This is a genomic window from Chromobacterium subtsugae, assembly GCF_035919665.1.
Taxonomy (GTDB): Bacteria; Pseudomonadota; Gammaproteobacteria; order Burkholderiales; family Chromobacteriaceae; genus Chromobacterium; species Chromobacterium subtsugae.
The window spans coordinates 1354297-1371351 of record NZ_CP142381.1; the positions used below are offsets into that span (position 1 = coordinate 1354297).

The following is a 17055-nucleotide window of genomic DNA, read 5'->3' on the forward strand; positions in this document are numbered from 1 at the left end:
ATCGCAAGATGCGGTCACTCGGCCTTTGTCATTTATCGCCGTACTCAATATGGTGTAGCAAACCGTGTTTGATCGTCCCGACTTAGGCGACCAGGCCGTTCTGGTCAGCCTGGATTTTGGTGATGCCGATTACCAGGAAAGCGTTGCGGAGTGCGCCGAGCTGGTGCGCAGCAGCAATGTGGAGATTCTGGGCAAGGTGGAGGGCAAGCGCCAGCGCCCGGACGCCGCCTTGTTCGCCGGCAAGGGCAAGGTGGAGGAGATTGCCGCCGTGGTGCGCGCCACCGGCGCCAATGTGGTGATCTTCAATCACGCCTTGTCCCCCGGCCAGGAGCGCAATTTGGAGCGCGCGCTGCAATGCCGGGTGATAGACCGCAACAGCCTGATTCTCGACATCTTCGCCCAGCGCGCGCGCAGCCACGAAGGCAAGCTGCAGGTGGAGCTGGCGCAGCTGTCGCACCTGTCCACCCGCCTGGTGCGCGGCTGGACCCACCTGGAGCGGCAAAAGGGCGGCATCGGCCTGCGCGGTCCCGGCGAAACGCAGCTGGAGACCGACCGCCGCCTGCTCGGCATCCGGGTGAAGTCGCTGAAGGACCGGTTGGCCCAGGTGCAGCGCCAGCGCAGCACCCAGCGCAAGAGCCGCACCCGCGCCGGCATCGCCTCGGTGTCCATCGTCGGCTACACCAACGCCGGCAAGTCCACGCTGTTCAATGCGCTGACCAAGGCCAACATCTACGCCGCCGACCAGCTGTTCGCCACGCTGGACACCACCAGCCGCAAGCTGTTCCTCCATCACGATTGCTCGGTGGTGCTGTCCGACACCGTCGGCTTCATCCGCGACCTGCCCCACACCTTGGTGGCGGCCTTCCGCGCCACGCTGGAGGAAACGGTGCAAGCCGATCTGCTGCTGCACGTGGTCGATTGCGCCAACGAGACGCGCGACGCGCAGATCGACGAGGTGAACAAGGTGCTGGCCGAGATCGACGCCGACGGCATCCCGCAGCTGATCGTGTGGAACAAGTGCGACTTGAAGGATCTGCCGCCGGAAATCGAACGCGGCGAAAACGGCGAAATCGCCGCGGTGCGGGTGTCGGCGCTGAAGGGCATCGGGCTGGAACTCTTGCGCGAGGCGATTGCCGAAAGGGTGCAACCTTCCGCAAATAACCATAAAGAACCATACGAGCATGTCGCAGAATGACCCGAACCGTGGCCGGAACGGCCAGAATGGGCCGCCGGACCTCGATGAAGTGTTCCGTAACCTGAACCAGAAACTGGCCCGCCTATTGGGGGCGAAGCCTACCGCCGGCCGCCCGGGCGGCGCCGGCGCGCCGCCATCCTACAAAGGCGGCGCCCTCGCCGTGGTCGGCGTGCTGGCAGCCTTGTGGCTGGCCAGCGGCTTTTACGTGGTGGACGCCCGCGAAGAGGGCGTGGTGCTGCGCCTGGGCAGCTTCAATCGCCTGACCGAACCCGGCCTGCAATGGCATGCGCCGTATCCGTTCGAAAAGGTGGAAATCGTCAACCTGACCGAGTTGCGCAGCGTGGAAGTCGGCTATCGCGGCAGCGCGCAGAACCGCGTGCCGGAAGAGTCGCTGATGCTGACCGCCGACCAGAACATCATCGATGTGCAGCTGTCGGTGCAGTACGACATCAAGGACGCGCGCGCCTTCCTGTTCAACAACGCCGCGCGCGAGCGCGACGCCAAGGACATCGTCAAGCAGGCGGCGGAAACCGCGATCCGCGAGGTGGTGGGCCGCAACAAGGTGGACTTCGTGCTGAACGAAGGCCGCGCCCAGATCGCCGCCGAAGCGCGCAAGGTGATCCAGGACGTGCTCGACCGCTACGCGGTGGGCATCCGCATCGCCAAGGTCAACATCAACGACGTGCAGCCGCCGCAAGCGGTGCTGGCGGCGTTCGACGACGCGGTGAAGGCCGGCCAGGACAAGGACAAGCTGCTGAACGAGGGCATGGCCTACGCCAACGAGGTGGTGCCCAAGGCCAAGGGCATGGCGGCGCGGCTGCAGCAGGAAGCCGAAGGCTACCAGCAGCAGGTGGTGGCGCGCGCCCAGGGCGACGCCGAGCGTTTCAAACAAGTGTTGTCCGAATACAACAAGGCGCCCAAGGTCATGCGCGAGCGCATGTACCTGGACATGATGCAGCAAATCATGAACAGCAGCAGCAAGGTGCTGGTCGATCAAAAGGGCGGCAATAACCTGCTCTACCTGCCGCTGGACAAGCTGATGCAGATGTCGGCTCCCGCATCCCCCGCCGCGCCGCAGGCTCCCGCAGCCTCCGCTCCCGCCACGGCCACGCCGCCGGCGGCTAAGAACGGGCGCGAAATTTCGCGCGGTCGCGATTTCTTTGGAGCGGAGCGATGATGGAAAGAATGATTCCCGCCGTGGTGGCGGTCGTGGGCGCGTTGTTTGTCGCCAGCCTGTCGCTGTTTACCGTCGATCAGCGCCAGTTCGCGCTGGTATTCCAGTTCGGCGAGGTCGTGAAGGTGATCTCCCAGCCGGGCATCCAGTTCAAGATTCCGCTGCTGCAGAACGTCCGTTATTTCGATCGCCGCGTGCAGACCATCGACGCCGAAGCGCCCGAGCTGTTCAACACCCGCGAGAAGAAGAACGTGCTGGTGGACAGCTTCGTGAAGTGGCGTGTGGTAGATGTGTCACAGTTCTATAAGAGCGTTGGTTCCGAGGCCGCCGCGGTGGCGCGCCTGAAGCAAACCATCAATGACGGCCTGCGCGCCGAGTTCGGCCAGAAAACGGTTGCCGACGTCATTTCCGGCCAGCGCGACCAGGTGATGGAGACGGTTCGCAAGCGCGCGGACGCGGATGCGCGTAAAATAGGTGTGGAAATTCTCGACGTGCGCTTAAAACGCGTCGATTTTCCGGATAAAATAAGCAGTTCCGTCTACGACCGCATGCAGTCCGAGCGTCGTACCGTGGCCAGCCAGCTGCGCAGCGAAGGCGCTGCCGACGCAGAGCGGGTGCGGGCCGAAGCCGACAAGCAGCGCGAGGTGATCCTGGCGGAGGCTTACAGCAAGGCGCAGGCGCTGAAGGGGCAGGGCGACGCCAAGGCGGCGGCGATTTACGCCGAGGCTTACGGCAAGAACCCGGAGTTCTACGCGTTCTGGCGCAGCATGGACGCCTACAAGGAATCGTTCAAGAACAAGAGCGATGTGCTGGTGCTGGACCCGAGCAGCGACTTCTTCAAGTACCTGAAGAATCCGCAGGCGGGGCAGGGCAAAGGCAAGTAGCGGACTGACAATCTGAGGTTTTTAAGAAGACTGGCCGGGGCGACCTGGCCAGTTTGCTGATAACAAGGCGGGCGACCACCCCGCCTTTTATTCTGTTGAAACGAAATGCGCAACTGGCTGTTACCCGAATATATCGCCGACATCCTGCCGGCCACCGCCCGGCAGGTTGAGTCGGCCAAGGCCGCGATGCTGGAAGGCTTCCGCGTGGCCGGCTACGAGCTGGTGCTGCCGCCGCTGATCGAGTACATCGATTCCCTGGTCAGCGAAGGCGACGTCACGCTGGACCTGAAAACCTTCAAGCTGGATGACCAGCTGTCCGGACGCCAGCTCGGCCTGCGCGCCGACATCACGCCGCAGGTGGCGCGCATCGACGCCCACCTGCTGGGCGGCCGCACCGGCGTCACCCGCCTGTGCTACGCCGGCAGCGTGGTGCACAGCCGTCCGTCCGGCCTGACCAGCTCGCGCGAGCCGCTGCAGGTGGGGGCCGAGCTGTATGGCTACGCCGGCATCGAGGCCGACCTGGAAATCATCGACCTGATGCTGTCGACGCTGGAAAAAGCCGGCGTGAAGAAGCTAAGGCTGGATGTCGGCCATATCGCCATCTTCCGCGGCCTGGCCGCCGCCGCCGGCCTGGCGCCGGAGGTGACGCGCGAGCTGTTCAGCCTGCTGCAGAACAAGGACGTCGCGAGCATTGCCGAGCTGGTGGCCGGCGTGGCCGAGCCGTACAAGAGCGCCTTCCTCGCGCTGCCGGAGCTGTATGGCCCGGCCAGCGTGCTGGACAAGGCGCGCACCCGCCTGCCTTCGCTGCCGGAGGTCGAGCTGGGCCTGATGCAGCTGGCTGCCATCGCCCGCGCGGTGCAAGGCCGGGTGGAGCTGAGCTTCGATCTGGCGGAGCTGCGCGGCGATTTCTACCATACCGGCTTGATGTTCGCCGCCTATGCGCCGGGCTGGTCCGACGCCATCGCCCGCGGCGGCCGCTACGACAACGTGGGCCGCCGTTTCGGCCGCGCCCGTCCCGCCACCGGCTTCAGCCTGGATCTGCGCGATCTGGTGCGCATCCTGCCGGAGCGGGACTCGTCCCGCGGCGTGCGGGTGGCGGCCCGCCATCTGCCGGCCGCGGCGGAAGAGGTGGCGCGCCTGCGCGCCGCCGGCGAAATGGTGGTGGTCGACTACCTGGGAGAGTCCGCGGTGGCGCTTAATTGCGACCGCGAGCTGGTGCCTGCTGCCGATGGATGGCAACTGGCTCCTTTTAACTGATTTTTGTTTGAATCTGACTGAAGAAGAGGTTTTTTCCAATGTCCAAGAACGTTGTCGTGATTGGCACCCAGTGGGGTGACGAAGGCAAGGGCAAGATCGTTGACTGGCTGACCGACCACGCGCGCGCGGTCGTGCGCTTCCAGGGCGGCCACAACGCTGGCCACACCCTGGTGGTCGGCGGCAAGAAAACCGTGCTGCGCCTGATCCCGTCCGGCATCCTGCGTCCCGACGTGGAATGCTACATCGGCAATGGCGTAGTGCTGTCGCCCGAGGCGCTGCTGAAGGAAATCGGCGAACTGGAAGAGGCCGGCGTCAACGTGACCGCCCGCCTGAAGATCGCCGAAGGCTGCCCGCTGATCCTGCCGTATCACGTAGCGCTGGACCAGGCGCGCGAAGCCGCCAAGGGCGAAGCCAAGATCGGCACCACCGGCCGCGGCATCGGCCCCTGCTACGAAGACAAGGTGGCGCGCCGCGCGCTGAAGGTGATCGACCTGTTCGACCCGGCCGGCTTCGCCGTCAAGCTGCGCGAAAACGTCGATTACTACAACTTCCTGCTGACCCAGCTGTTCCAGGCCGAGCCGGTAAGCTTCGACGACATCCTGGCGCAGACCATGCTGCTGGCCGAGCGCATCAAGCCGATGGTGGCGGATGTGTCGCGCACGCTGTACGACATGAACCAGGCCGGCGTGCCGCTGTTGTTCGAAGGCGCGCAAGGCACGCTGCTGGACATCGACCACGGCACCTACCCCTTCGTCACCTCGTCCAACTGCGTGGCCGGCGCGGCCGCGCCGGGCGCCGGCGTGGCGCCGCAGATGCTCAACTACGTGCTGGGCATCGTCAAGGGCTACACCACCCGCGTCGGCTCCGGCCCGTTCCCGACCGAGCAGGACAACGAGATCGGCATGTTCCTGGCCAAGCGCGGCAACGAGTTCGGCTCGGTCACCGGCCGCCCGCGCCGCTGCGGCTGGTTCGATGCCGCCGCGCTGAAGCGCTCCATCCAGATCAACGGCGTGACCGGCCTGTGCGTGACCAAGCTGGACGTGATGGATGGCCTGGAAGAGATCAAGCTGTGCGTCGGCTACATGCTGGACGGCCAGCGCGTGGACATCCTGCCGTTCGGCTCCGACGCGGTGACCAAGTGCGAACCGATCTACGAGAGCATGCCGGGCTGGACCGAATCCACTTTCGGCGCCAAGCGCTGGGAAGACCTGCCGGTCAACGCCCAGGCCTACCTGACCCGCATCGCCGAAGTATGCGGCGCGCCGGTTGCCATCGTCTCCACCGGTCCGGACCGCGAAGAGACCATCGTGCTGGATCACCCCTACGGCCTGTAAGCCCTACGGTTGCCGCATGAATAAGCCCACCGCGACGCGGTGGGCTTTTTGTTTGCCCGGCGCGGCCGGCGGCGCGCTATTCGTGCTGCAGGATGTTGACGAGGGTGCCGAACGGATCGCGGACGAAGAAGCGCCGCACGCCCCACGGCTCGCTGGCCGGGCCGTATTCGATGGCGACGCCGGCTTCACGCGCGCGCGCTAGAACCTGGTCCAGGTTGTCGACTTCGATCGACAGCGCAGGCAGCGGCGCGCCGGAGCCGCCTTCGCTGGCGAAGCTGAGCTGGGTTTGCATTCGGCTGTCGGCTCCATAGGTGCGGATCCAGCCGTGGTCCATGATGAGGTCCAGGCCCAGCAGGCCGCGGTAGAACGCGTCGGCGCGGGCGGGGTCGGCGGCGGCGAGGTTGGCGACGATGCGCTGCACAGTCATGGCGATTCTCCTATGGCGCCTGTGTATCTGTTCATCATAGGTGGAGATGGGCAGTGCGGGGCTGCCTCCGCGCTCAGCCGCGCTTGCCCGGCTGATAGCCGTCGTTCAGCGTTTTCAGGAAAGCCAGCATGTCGTCGATGTCGCGTTCGCCATAGGCCGGCTTGCCGCCTTTCTTGCCGCCGAACGGCGCTTCCATATTGACGTTGCCCTGGTAGCGCGCCGGCAGGTCGTCGAACTTGGCCAGTTTGCCATTCTGGCCGGCCGGGTACCATTTTTCCGGCTTCACGTCGCGTTCGGCGTAGAAGCGCAGCACCTGGCGCAAGTCGTGGAAGACGCCGTTGTGGAAAAACACTTTGCGGGTGGCGACGTTGCGCAGGCCCGGCGTGCGGAACAGGCCGCAGTAGTCGGCGCGGTTGCGGAAGTCGGTGCGGGCCGGGCCGCACAGCCCCAGGTCGTAATAGTGGCCGTCGCGGTTGGCGGCGATGTCCGGATTGCGCGGCGCGCCGACCGCGATGTGGCCGAAGTCGCTGAAGGAGGGGAAGGCGCCGCTCTCGCTGCGCTGGCTCAGGTGGCAGGACGCGCAATTGCCCTTGGCCGGGTCATTGAAAACCCTCAGGCCGCGCATTTCCGCGGCGGAGAGCTGGGCCTGGCCGCGCAAATAGGCATCGTACTTGCTGCTATAGGGATAAAACTCGGCGGGATTCTGCTGGAATACTTCCAGCGCCAGCACGGCCTTGTCGAAGGCTTGCTTCGGGCGCTGGAAGACATCCTTGCCGAATAGTTGGCGGAAAGTGGCGGCCACGGGCGATGCCTGCAGTTTCCTGGCGACGTTTTCCGCCGTACCGTTGGCCATTTCGTTGGCGGCCAGCAGAGGCAGCGCGGCTTGGCTATGGGTGGAATCTGCGCGGCCGTCCCAGGTGAAGCCGCCGGTGGGGCCGGCGTCTTCGCTGTCGTTGCCGTCGTTGTCGTGAAAGTGTTCGCTGAAGGCTGGCACGTTCTGCAGATAACGCAAGGACGGCACGGCGCGGGTGCCCGGCTGCTTGCCATCCATGCCGCCAAGCTGCGCGGCGAGGCCGTTGGGCGGGCCGTAGGCGTGGTCGGGGCTGTGGCAGCTGGCGCAGGACATCCGGCCCGATGCCGACAGGCCGCGATCGAAGAACAATTGCTTGCCCAGTGCTTCCAGTTGTTTGGCGGATGGCGGATGGGCGCCGGGCGTGTAGCTGGCGTCGGCGTATGCCGGTTTGGCGGCCGGGGTGGCGTGCGAGGCTGCCGCGGAGACGGCCAGGGCGCCGCCGACAATCAAGCTGAGGGTCAATAACCAGGGGGTGGAAGCGTGCATGGCATGGGCGGAGGATGAGTTGGCGGCGACTGTAAGGCAAAAAAATGACAAAAATATGAAATCGCGCGATGGCTGCGGCGATTGTTCCACTACGAAGAAAATTAACAGAATGTAAATGGAGTGTAACATTCCATGGTGATAATCCGCGCTTCCCTTCTTAAATTTAGGAAATGCGCGATGAATCGCCTGACCTGTGGACTGGCGCTGACCCTGATCAGCGCCGCCGTGCTGAGCGCCTGCGGCAGCTCTTCCAGCCCTTCCGCCAACGCCACCAGCGGCGTGGTCACCGGCAGCTATTTCCGCCATGCCAAAGTGTGTCTCGATAGCAATGGCAACGGCCGTTGCGACGCGGGAGAGCCCAGCGCCTATACCGACGACAACGGCGCGTTCAGCTTGAACGGCCGCGGCGCGCTGGTGGTGGAGGTGGGCACCGACGCCACCCGCTACGATCCCGATACCGGCACAGCGGCGGCGGTGACCCAGCCGCTGGTATTCCGCGCGCCGGCGAACAGCGGCGGTGTGGTCAGTTCGCTGACGACGGAAGTGGCGGATCTGATGGACAGCAACGGCGGCGATCTGAACGCGGCGCGCAATGCGGTGGCCGACCGCCTGGGCGTGCCTGCGGACAAGGTGATGGCAGACCATAACAAGGAAAGCGATCCCGACATCAAGGCGACGCTGAAGGCGGCCATCAACCAGAACATCGACGCGATCGCGGACGCGGTGAAGGAGGCGGGCAACGGCGGCGACATCAAGGCCAGCCTGCACAAGCGCATGGCGCTGAGCGACATCAAGAACGTGGTGGTGATCTACGCCGAAAACCGCGGCTTCGACAATCTGTACGGCCTGTTCCCCGGCGCCGACGGCATTCCGGGCGTGAATCCGGCATCCAGGGGCCAGTACTCGCCGCAGAAGGATTTCGACAATTCCGCGCTGCCGGTATTGCCGCCCACCTGGGGAGGCCTGACCGCCGCCGGCCAGACGGTGACGCTGACCCAGGCGCAGACCATGAATTTCGCCAACAAGCCGTTCCAGATCGACGACCCCAAGGGCCTGAACGGCACCGGCGTGGTGGTGCCGCAATCGGTGGTGACGCGCGACTTGGTGCACCGCTTCTATAACAACCAGATGCAGATCAATGGCGGCGCCAATGACAAATTCGCCGCCTATTCCGACGCCGGCGGCTTGTCTATGGGCTATTACGACGGCAGCCAGATGGCGATGTGGAAGCTGGCGCAGCAGTACACGCTGGCCGACAATTTCTTCATGGGCGCTTTCGGCGGCTCCTTCCTCAATCACCAATATCTGGTTTGCGCCTGCGCGCCGGAATATCCGAATGCGGATACTTCGCCGGCCAAGGGCAGCATCTCGGCGATAGACACCGATGCGAAAGGCAATTTCCTGCGTCTGACGCCGGCCGCCAATGCGCCGGCTTCGGTGTTGTCCGGCACTGCCAAATACCTGAATGACGGCAACCTGACGCCGAAGGACAGCGCCGGCAAATACTATGCGGTGAACACCATGCAGCCGCCGTTCCAGCCCAGCGGCAATGCGCCGGCGGACAAGGCCCAGTATGCCGATCCAAGCAAGTCGACCACGCTGCCGGCGCAAAGCCAGGCGACGATCGCCGATCGTCTGGACGCCAAGAAAATCAGCTGGGCCTGGTATTCCGGCGGCTGGGCGGCTTCGCTGGCCGATCGCGGCAATATCTATAACGGCAGCCAACCCAACTTCCAGCCGCACCACCAGCCCTTCAACTATTTCGCCGCTTTCGATCCCGCCGCGCAGGCGGATTACCGCAATGCGCATCTGAAGGATTTCGACCAGAGCTTCCTGGCGGACGCCGCGGCCGGCAAGTTGCCGCAAGTGGCCTTCTACAAGCCGCAGGGCAACTTGAATCAGCATTCCGGCTACGCCAGCGTGGCCGACGGCGACGCCCATATCGCTTCGGTGATCGCCAAGCTGCAGCAAAGCCCGCAGTGGAGCAATATGCTGGTGGTGGTGACCTATGACGAAAACGGCGGTTTCTACGACCACGCGCAAGTGCCGAAGGGCGACCGCTGGGGGCCGGGCACCCGCATTCCGGCCATCCTGATTTCGCCTTTCGCCAAGAAAGGCTATGTCGACCATACCCAGTACGATACCGGCTCCATCCTGCGCTTCCTGACCCGACGTTTCGGGCTGAAGGCGTTGCCGGGCGTGGCGGGGCGCGATGCCGCCCTGGTGCGCAACGGCGGCCGTCCGATGGGCGACTTCACCAGCGCGTTGGCTTTCGACCGCAAATAAGGCGCACAGACCGAGATCAGCCACCCGGTGTCCGGGTGGCTTTTGTTTTTGTCCGTACGGCTTTGCGCGGTTCCAGATGGTAAACTGGATGACTAGTCACCCTCATCCCTTCGTCATGCAGTTGAAAATCGCCCCCGGCATGCTGACGCCGTTGATTGTCGCCACGGCCCTGTTCATGGAAAACATGGACGCCACCGTGATCTCCACTTCTTTGCCCGTCATCGCGCTGGAGCTCGGCGTCGATCCGATCTCGCTGAAACTGGCGCTGACGTCTTATCTGGTCAGCCTGGCGGTGTTCATCCCGATCAGCGGCTGGATGGCCGACCGCTTCGGCGCGCGCCGCATTTTCCGTTCCGCCATTCTGGTGTTCATGCTGGGATCGCTGCTGTGCGCCGTCACCAGCAGCCTGCACGGCTTCGTGATGGCGCGCTTTCTGCAAGGCATAGGCGGCGCGATGATGGTGCCGGTCGGACGGCTGGTGATTCTGCGCACCATAGACAAGGCGGACCTGGTGCGGGCGCTCAGCTATCTGACGGTGCCGGCGCTGCTGGGGCCGGTGATTGGGCCGCCGCTGGGCGGCTTCATCAGCACCTATTTCCATTGGCGCTGGATTTTTCTGATCAACATCCCCATTGGTCTGCTGGGGCTGGCTCTGGCCGGCCGTTTCATCGCCAATCTGAAAGAGGACGAGGTGCCGCGGCTGGATTGGTGGGGCTTCCTGCTGACCGGCGCCGGCCTGTCGATGCTGATGTTGGGGCTGGCCACCGAGGGCAAGCACATGTTGTCGGTGACGGCGTCGATCTGGCTCAGCCTGCTGGGGGGCGCGCTGCTGCTGATCTACCTGTGGCATTACCGCCGCCAGCAGCATCCGCTGCTGGACTTGTCGCTGCTGAGGCTGCCCACTTTCAATGCCGGGGTGGTCGGGGGCTTCATGTTCCGCGTCGGGATCGGCACCATTCCCTTCCTGTTGCCGCTGATGTTGCAGTTGGGCTTCGGTTTTTCGCCGTTTGAATCCGGCCTGCTCACTTGCTCCACCGCGATGGGCGCGATAGGAATGAAAACGATAGTGGCCAAGGTGCTGCAGCGCTTCGGTTTCCGCCGGGTGCTGGTGTTGAACAGCATTCTGGCTGGTTGCTCGGTGGCGGTGTACGCGCTGTTCCAGGCGGACACGCCGCATTGGGTGTTGCTGATGGTGTTCGTGCTGGGCGGTTGTCTGCGCTCGCTGCAGTTCACCAGCCTCAACGCCATCACATTCGCCGATGTGGACAAGGATAGACTGAGCCAAGCCACCAGCCTGTCCAGCGTCGCGCAACAGCTGGCGGCGGGCTTTGGCGTGACGGTGGGGGCGTTTGCCTTGCAGGCCGCGTCCTGGCTGCAGGGCCATCAGCAGCTGACGGCCGGCGATTTCGGCCACGCCTTCCTGTTCATGGGCAGCCTGACCGCCTTGTCCAGCCTGCTGTTCCTCAGCCTGGAGCGGGATGCCGGCCAGCAGGTATCGGCGGGCCATGAGGGCGGAGAGGAAAAGTAAACAGAAGCAGGGGGCCGACGACGCCGGCTTCCCTCGCGGGGACGACAAACGCAAAAAAGCCGCAGATCAGAGATCTGCGGCTTTTTTCATTTGGTGCCCAAGAGAAGACTCGAACTTCCACACCCTTGCGGGCGCTAGGACCTGAACCTAGTGCGTCTACCAATTCCGCCACCTGGGCAAAGCAAATTGTCTACTTCCAGCCAGCGGCTAAGCGCTGACCTTACTGAATTTTGTTGGTGCCCAAGAGAAGACTCGAACTTCCACACCCTTGCGGGCGCTAGGACCTGAACCTAGTGCGTCTACCAATTCCGCCACCTGGGCAACAAAATACTGCTGGCTGTAAGGCCTTACATACTATAAATCATGTTGGTGCCCAAGAGAAGACTCGAACTTCCACACCCTTGCGGGCGCTAGGACCTGAACCTAGTGCGTCTACCAATTCCGCCACCTGGGCCAACCAGATTTTATGATGCCAGCAAAGCGACAAGCTTACAATAGTAAGATGGTGCCCAAGAGAAGACTCGAACTTCCACACCCTTGCGGGCGCTAGGACCTGAACCTAGTGCGTCTACCAATTCCGCCACCTGGGCATCGCTTTGCTGTATCATCTGTTGCATAGCTGCAACGAGATGCGAATTATAGACATAATATTGAGGGTGTCAATGGCTGAATCGCAAAAAAAACAAAAAAAGCTTTCCCTGCGTGACCAGGATCCTTTCCTGGAGCGGGAAAAACTCAAATATTCCAATCCCTTGCCCAGCCGCGAGTTCTTGATGCAGATTCTCGCCGAGCAGGGGGTGCCGCTGTTTCCGGACGAATTGGCGCAGATGCTGTCGATCGCTCCGGCCGAGATTCTCTACTTTGAACGCCGCCTGCGCGCGATGGAGCGTGACGGCGAGGTCATCATCAATCGCAAGGGCGCGGTCTGCGTCGCCCAGAAACTGGATCTGGTCCGCTGCAAGGTGTCCGGCCACCGCGATGGCTTCGGCTTCGCGATGCCGGATGAGGGCGAAGGTTCCGGCGCGGATATCTTCCTGCCTGAACGCGAAATGAAAAAAGTGATGCACGGCGATCGCGTGATGGTGCGGCCGTCGGGCGTGGACAGGCGCGGCCGGCAGGAGGGCCGCATCGTGGAGGTGCTGGAGCACGCGGTCACCCGCCTGGTCGGCCGCATCCAGCGCGAGCGCGGCGTGTGGGTGGTGCTGCCGGAAGACAAGCGCATCAACCATAGTATTCTGATCGAACCGGGCGGCGAGGCCGGCGCCAAGGAGGGCCAGGTGGTGATGGTGGAGATCCTGCAGCAGCCGGATGCCCACCACCAGCCGGTCGGCCAGGTGACGGAGGTTCTGGGCAATTATGCCGATCCGGGCATGGAGATCGAGATCGCGCTGCGCAAGCACGATCTGCCGCACCGCTTCCCCGACGACGCGCTGCTGCAGGCGAAGGAAACGCCGAAGAAAGTGCGCAAGAAGGATTGGAGCAAGGATCGCGTCGATTTGCGCGAGCTGCCGCTGGTCACCATCGATGGCGAAACCGCGCGCGATTTCGACGACGCGGTGTACGCGGAAAAGAAAGGCAAGGGCTTCCGCCTGGTGGTGGCCATCGCCGACGTCAGCTTCTATGTGCAGCCGGCAGACGCATTGGATAAGGAGGCGCTCAATCGCGGCACCTCGGTTTACTTCCCGCGCCGGGTGATCCCGATGCTGCCGGAGGCGTTGTCCAATGGCATCTGCTCGCTCAATCCGGATGTGGAGCGCATGTGCATGGTCTGCGACATGCAGATCAACGCCAAGGGCGAAGTGAAGAAGTACCAGTTCTATCCGGCGGTGATGCGCTCCAAGGCCCGGTTGACCTACAACCAGGTGTGGGATTGGCTGCAGAACGGCAGCGATCATCCGATGCTGCCGCACGTGAAAGATTTGTACGCGCTGTTCAAGATTCTGCTGGCGGCGCGCGCCAAGCGCGGCGCCATCGAGTTCGATTCGGTCGAAACCCAGATGATCTTCAACGATAGCGGCAAGATTGACCGCATCGTGCCGGTGGTGCGCAACGACGCGCATCGCCTGATCGAAGAGTGCATGCTGGCGGCCAACGTCTGCTCGGCGGATTTCCTGCTGAAGAGCGGCCACAAGGCGCTGTACCGGGTGCACGAGGGGCCGACGCCGGAAAAACTGGAAAACCTGCGCGCCTATCTGCGCCTGGTCGGCCTGACGCTGGGCGGCGCGGACAAGCCCAGCGCCAAGGATTACGCCGTTTTGGCGGAGCAGATCCACGGCCGCTCCGACGCGCCGGTGCTGCAGACCATGCTGCTGCGCTCGATGCAGCAGGCGGTGTACACCCAGGAGAACAACGGCCACTTCGGCTTGGCGTACGAGGCATATACCCATTTCACCTCGCCTATCCGCCGTTACCCCGACTTGCTGGTGCACCGCGCGATCAAGGCGGTGCTGAAGAACGAAAAGTACAAGCCGGGCAAGTGGGCTGCCTTGGGCGTGCATTGTTCGATGACCGAGCGCCGCGCCGACGATGCCAGCCGCGACGTCGAGTCCTGGCTGAAAACCTACTATATGCGCGACAAGGTGGGCGAGGTTTTCCAGGGCAAGATCAGCGCGGTCACAAGCTTCGGCGTATTTGTGTTGCTGGACGACGTGTATGTCGAAGGTTTGGTGCATATCTCCGAGTTGGGCAAGGACTACTTCCACTTCAAGAAGGACATCCAGGCGATAGTCGGCGAGAAGAGCGGCATGCAGTACCGGCTGGGCGACGCGTTGACCGTTAAAGTGATGGGCGCCAATCTGGAAAGCGCCCAGGTGGATTTCGCGCTGGTGCGCGAAACGCCAGTCGTTTCAGAGACGTCGGCTGCCTCTGGCAAGACCGAAGGCGATGCGCCCAGGTCGTCGCGGCGCAGTCGCGGAAACCGAGCAGCGCCCGCGGCGGAAGCGCCGGAGGCGCGGGAAAGCAAGCCGGCAGGCTTGCCGGCGGCGCCAAAGGGACGTAGCCGCCAAACTGCGGGGCGGAACCGTGCGGCTGAAGCTGTCGCTGCGCCAGCCGCTCAGGCCGTCGAGCAGGGTAAGCCTGCTGCTCAAGCGAAGCCTGCTGCTCAAGCGAAGCCTGCTGCTCAAGCGAAGCCTGCTGCTCAAGCGAAGCCTGCTGCTCAAGCAGAGCCTGAAGCTCAAGTCAGCGCTGCGACGTCCACGCCTGTTGTCGGGGAGGAAAGGCAGCCGGCGGCACGCAAGCGTCGTGTGGCGATCAAGGGGAATGGCAAGCGTCGCGACGAGGAGTGATTGGACGCTATCTATATTAATAGGTATCCAAGACCGGCCAGCGCAGATCGCGCTGGCCGATTTTTTTTTGTGCTTTCGGGCTGGCGGAGAAAGAGGCTCCACGGCGGCTCGGGTGCCAGAGGGAGACTTTTTGCGGCCTGCTGAAGTTATGGTTTTGTTACATATCAGCCACTTAGCGATTTCCGCCGAAAATCTTTCAATTTTTGTCGCGAAAGGTGTTGACGGGTGCGGGTCCCGGGCGTATAGTTCGCCTCCTCAGCTGACGCAGCGAACGAAACAGCGGAAACGAAACGGTTCCGGTGATGACGACGCAGCGATCGGCACCGCTCTTTAACAGACAGAATAACCGATAGGTGTAAGTGTTTGGCGAAAGCCAAAAACTTGCACTGCAAGAGACAAGAGATACTTGTTTATTTCTTTGAACTTGCGTGCCAGAAAATTTGCTATGAGATTGAACTGAAGAGTTTGATCCTGGCTCAGATTGAACGCTGGCGGCATGCTTTACACATGCAAGTCGAACGGTAACAGGGTGCTTGCACCGCTGACGAGTGGCGAACGGGTGAGTAACGCATCGGAATGTACCGTGTAATGGGGGATAGCTCGGCGAAAGCCGGATTAATACCGCATACGCCCTGAGGGGGAAAGTGGGGGACCGTAAGGCCTCACGTTATACGAGCAGCCGATGTCTGATTAGCTAGTTGGTGAGGTAAGAGCTCACCAAGGCGACGATCAGTAGCGGGTCTGAGAGGATGATCCGCCACACTGGGACTGAGACACGGCCCAGACTCCTACGGGAGGCAGCAGTGGGGAATTTTGGACAATGGGCGCAAGCCTGATCCAGCCATGCCGCGTGTCTGAAGAAGGCCTTCGGGTTGTAAAGGACTTTTGTTCGGGAGGAAATCCCGCTGGTTAATACCTGGCGGGGATGACAGTACCGGAAGAATAAGCACCGGCTAACTACGTGCCAGCAGCCGCGGTAATACGTAGGGTGCAAGCGTTAATCGGAATTACTGGGCGTAAAGCGTGCGCAGGCGGTTTTGCAAGTCTGATGTGAAAGCCCCGGGCTCAACCTGGGAACGGCATTGGAGACTGCAAGACTAGAGTGCGTCAGAGGGGGGTAGAATTCCGCGTGTAGCAGTGAAATGCGTAGAGATGCGGAGGAATACCGATGGCGAAGGCAGCCCCCTGGGATGACACTGACGCTCATGCACGAAAGCGTGGGGAGCAAACAGGATTAGATACCCTGGTAGTCCACGCCCTAAACGATGTCAATTAGCTGTTGGGGGTTTGAATCCTTGGTAGCGTAGCTAACGCGTGAAATTGACCGCCTGGGGAGTACGGCCGCAAGGTTAAAACTCAAAGGAATTGACGGGGACCCGCACAAGCGGTGGATGATGTGGATTAATTCGATGCAACGCGAAAAACCTTACCTGCTCTTGACATGTACGGAACTTGGTAGAGATATCTTGGTGCCCGAAAGGGAGCCGTAACACAGGTGCTGCATGGCTGTCGTCAGCTCGTGTCGTGAGATGTTGGGTTAAGTCCCGCAACGAGCGCAACCCTTGTCATTAGTTGCCATCATTTAGTTGGGCACTCTAATGAGACTGCCGGTGACAAACCGGAGGAAGGTGGGGATGACGTCAAGTCCTCATGGCCCTTATGAGCAGGGCTTCACACGTCATACAATGGTCGGTACAGAGGGTCGCTAAGCCGCGAGGTGGTGCCAATCTCATAAAACCGATCGTAGTCCGGATCGCACTCTGCAACTCGAGTGCGTGAAGTCGGAATCGCTAGTAATCGCAGATCAGCATGCTGCGGTGAATACGTTCCCGGGTCTTGTACACACCGCCCGTCACACCATGGGAGTGAGTTTCACCAGAAGTGGGTAGGCTAACCGCAAGGAGGCCGCTTACCACGGTGGGATTCATGACTGGGGTGAAGTCGTAACAAGGTAGCCGTAGGGGAACCTGCGGCTGGATCACCTCCTTTCTAGAGAAGGCGATCGCCAAGCACTTACAGCCTATCGGTTATTCGCGTTAAGGGCAGCTGGATCGAAGAGATTCAGTGCTGAGAAGTTGACTGGGTTTGTAGCTCAGCTGGTTAGAGCACTGTGTTGATAACGCAGGGGTCGTAGGTTCGAGTCCTACCAGACCCACCAGTTGGGGGATTAGCTCAGTTGGGAGAGCACCTGCTTTGCAAGCAGGGGGTCGTCGGTTCGATCCCGTCATCCTCCACCACTTACAGTGCAAACAAAAACGAACTTGATCGAGTTTGATTCTGTTTGCGTTGTTCGCGTGCAGCGAAAGCTGCTCAGCAATACGCCCGATCTTTAACAAACTGAAGAAGC

10 protein-coding genes, 6 tRNA genes and 1 rRNA gene are annotated in these 17055 nt (G+C 62.3%); 11 read left to right on the forward strand and 6 right to left on the reverse strand.

Features of this window, described 5'->3' with window-relative positions; translation table 11 throughout:
- Window positions 1-64: 64 nt before the first annotated feature.
- The 5 genes from hflX to U6115_RS06700 all read left to right on the forward strand — a co-directional run bounded on the left by hflX (window position 65) and on the right by U6115_RS06700 (window position 5844).
- On the forward strand, window positions 65-1195 hold the full coding sequence (gene hflX / locus U6115_RS06680; protein WP_043576282.1) for a ribosome rescue GTPase HflX: 1131 nt from the start codon (window positions 65-67) through the stop codon (window positions 1193-1195).
- Window positions 1182-2372, forward strand: coding sequence for an FtsH protease activity modulator HflK (hflK, locus tag U6115_RS06685; protein ID WP_043576279.1), 1191 nt, complete (start codon window positions 1182-1184; stop codon window positions 2370-2372). Before hflX ends, hflK begins: the two co-directional genes overlap by 14 nt.
- Window positions 2372-3253, forward strand: a complete 882-nt coding sequence (gene hflC, locus U6115_RS06690; RefSeq protein WP_043576712.1) for a protease modulator HflC — start codon at window positions 2372-2374, stop codon at window positions 3251-3253. Before hflK ends, hflC begins: the two co-directional genes overlap by 1 nt.
- 105 nt (window positions 3254-3358) lie before the next feature.
- Complete coding sequence (locus U6115_RS06695) at window positions 3359-4510, forward strand: ATP phosphoribosyltransferase regulatory subunit (RefSeq protein WP_043576276.1); 1152 nt, start codon at window positions 3359-3361, stop codon at window positions 4508-4510.
- Between the two features lie 38 nt (window positions 4511-4548).
- Entirely contained in the window at window positions 4549-5844 is a 1296-nt protein-coding gene (locus U6115_RS06700; RefSeq protein ID WP_043576274.1) for an adenylosuccinate synthase, read from the forward strand.
- A 76-nt stretch (window positions 5845-5920) separates the two neighbouring features.
- Here the strand turns inward: U6115_RS06700 and U6115_RS06705 are convergent, their stop codons facing one another.
- Both U6115_RS06705 and U6115_RS06710 read right to left on the reverse strand, forming a co-directional pair.
- Entirely contained in the window at window positions 5921-6271 is a 351-nt protein-coding gene (locus tag U6115_RS06705) for a VOC family protein (RefSeq protein WP_043576271.1), read from the reverse strand.
- A gap of 73 nt (window positions 6272-6344) precedes the next feature.
- A complete protein-coding gene (locus U6115_RS06710; protein ID WP_043576268.1) occupies window positions 6345-7610 on the reverse strand; it encodes a cytochrome-c peroxidase in 1266 nt (421 codons plus the stop codon).
- A 177-nt stretch (window positions 7611-7787) separates the two neighbouring features.
- Here U6115_RS06710 and U6115_RS06715 point away from each other — a divergent pair, with 177 nt between their 5' ends.
- Window positions 7788-9896 carry an acid phosphatase gene (locus tag U6115_RS06715; RefSeq protein WP_043576265.1) on the forward strand — a complete coding sequence of 703 codons (2109 nt, stop codon included), beginning with the start codon at window positions 7788-7790 and terminating at the stop codon, window positions 9894-9896.
- A gap of 88 nt (window positions 9897-9984) precedes the next feature.
- Window positions 9985-11424: a DHA2 family efflux MFS transporter permease subunit gene (locus U6115_RS06720; RefSeq protein WP_230623384.1), complete on the forward strand. Its 1440-nt coding sequence runs from the start codon at window positions 9985-9987 to the stop codon at window positions 11422-11424.
- Between the two features lie 91 nt (window positions 11425-11515).
- Here the strand turns inward: U6115_RS06720 and U6115_RS06725 are convergent.
- The 4 genes from U6115_RS06725 to U6115_RS06740 form a co-directional block, all read right to left on the reverse strand.
- Window positions 11516-11602: transfer RNA gene (locus U6115_RS06725), tRNA-Leu, on the reverse strand.
- A gap of 56 nt (window positions 11603-11658) precedes the next feature.
- Window positions 11659-11745, reverse strand: a tRNA-Leu gene (locus U6115_RS06730).
- A gap of 46 nt (window positions 11746-11791) precedes the next feature.
- A tRNA-Leu gene (locus tag U6115_RS06735) sits at window positions 11792-11878 on the reverse strand.
- Between the two features lie 49 nt (window positions 11879-11927).
- A tRNA-Leu gene (locus U6115_RS06740) sits at window positions 11928-12014 on the reverse strand.
- Window positions 12015-12086: 72 nt separating this feature from the next.
- Here U6115_RS06740 and rnr point away from each other — a divergent pair.
- The 4 genes from rnr (at window position 12087) to U6115_RS06760 (ending at window position 16945) form a co-directional block, all read left to right on the forward strand.
- Window positions 12087-14708: a ribonuclease R gene (rnr, locus tag U6115_RS06745; protein ID WP_080770250.1), complete on the forward strand. Its 2622-nt coding sequence runs from the start codon at window positions 12087-12089 to the stop codon at window positions 14706-14708.
- A gap of 453 nt (window positions 14709-15161) precedes the next feature.
- Window positions 15162-16697, forward strand: a 16S ribosomal RNA gene (locus tag U6115_RS06750).
- 92 nt (window positions 16698-16789) lie between these two features.
- A tRNA-Ile gene (locus U6115_RS06755) sits at window positions 16790-16866 on the forward strand.
- A 3-nt stretch (window positions 16867-16869) separates the two neighbouring features.
- A tRNA-Ala gene (locus U6115_RS06760) sits at window positions 16870-16945 on the forward strand.
- Window positions 16946-17055: the final 110 nt, after the last annotated feature.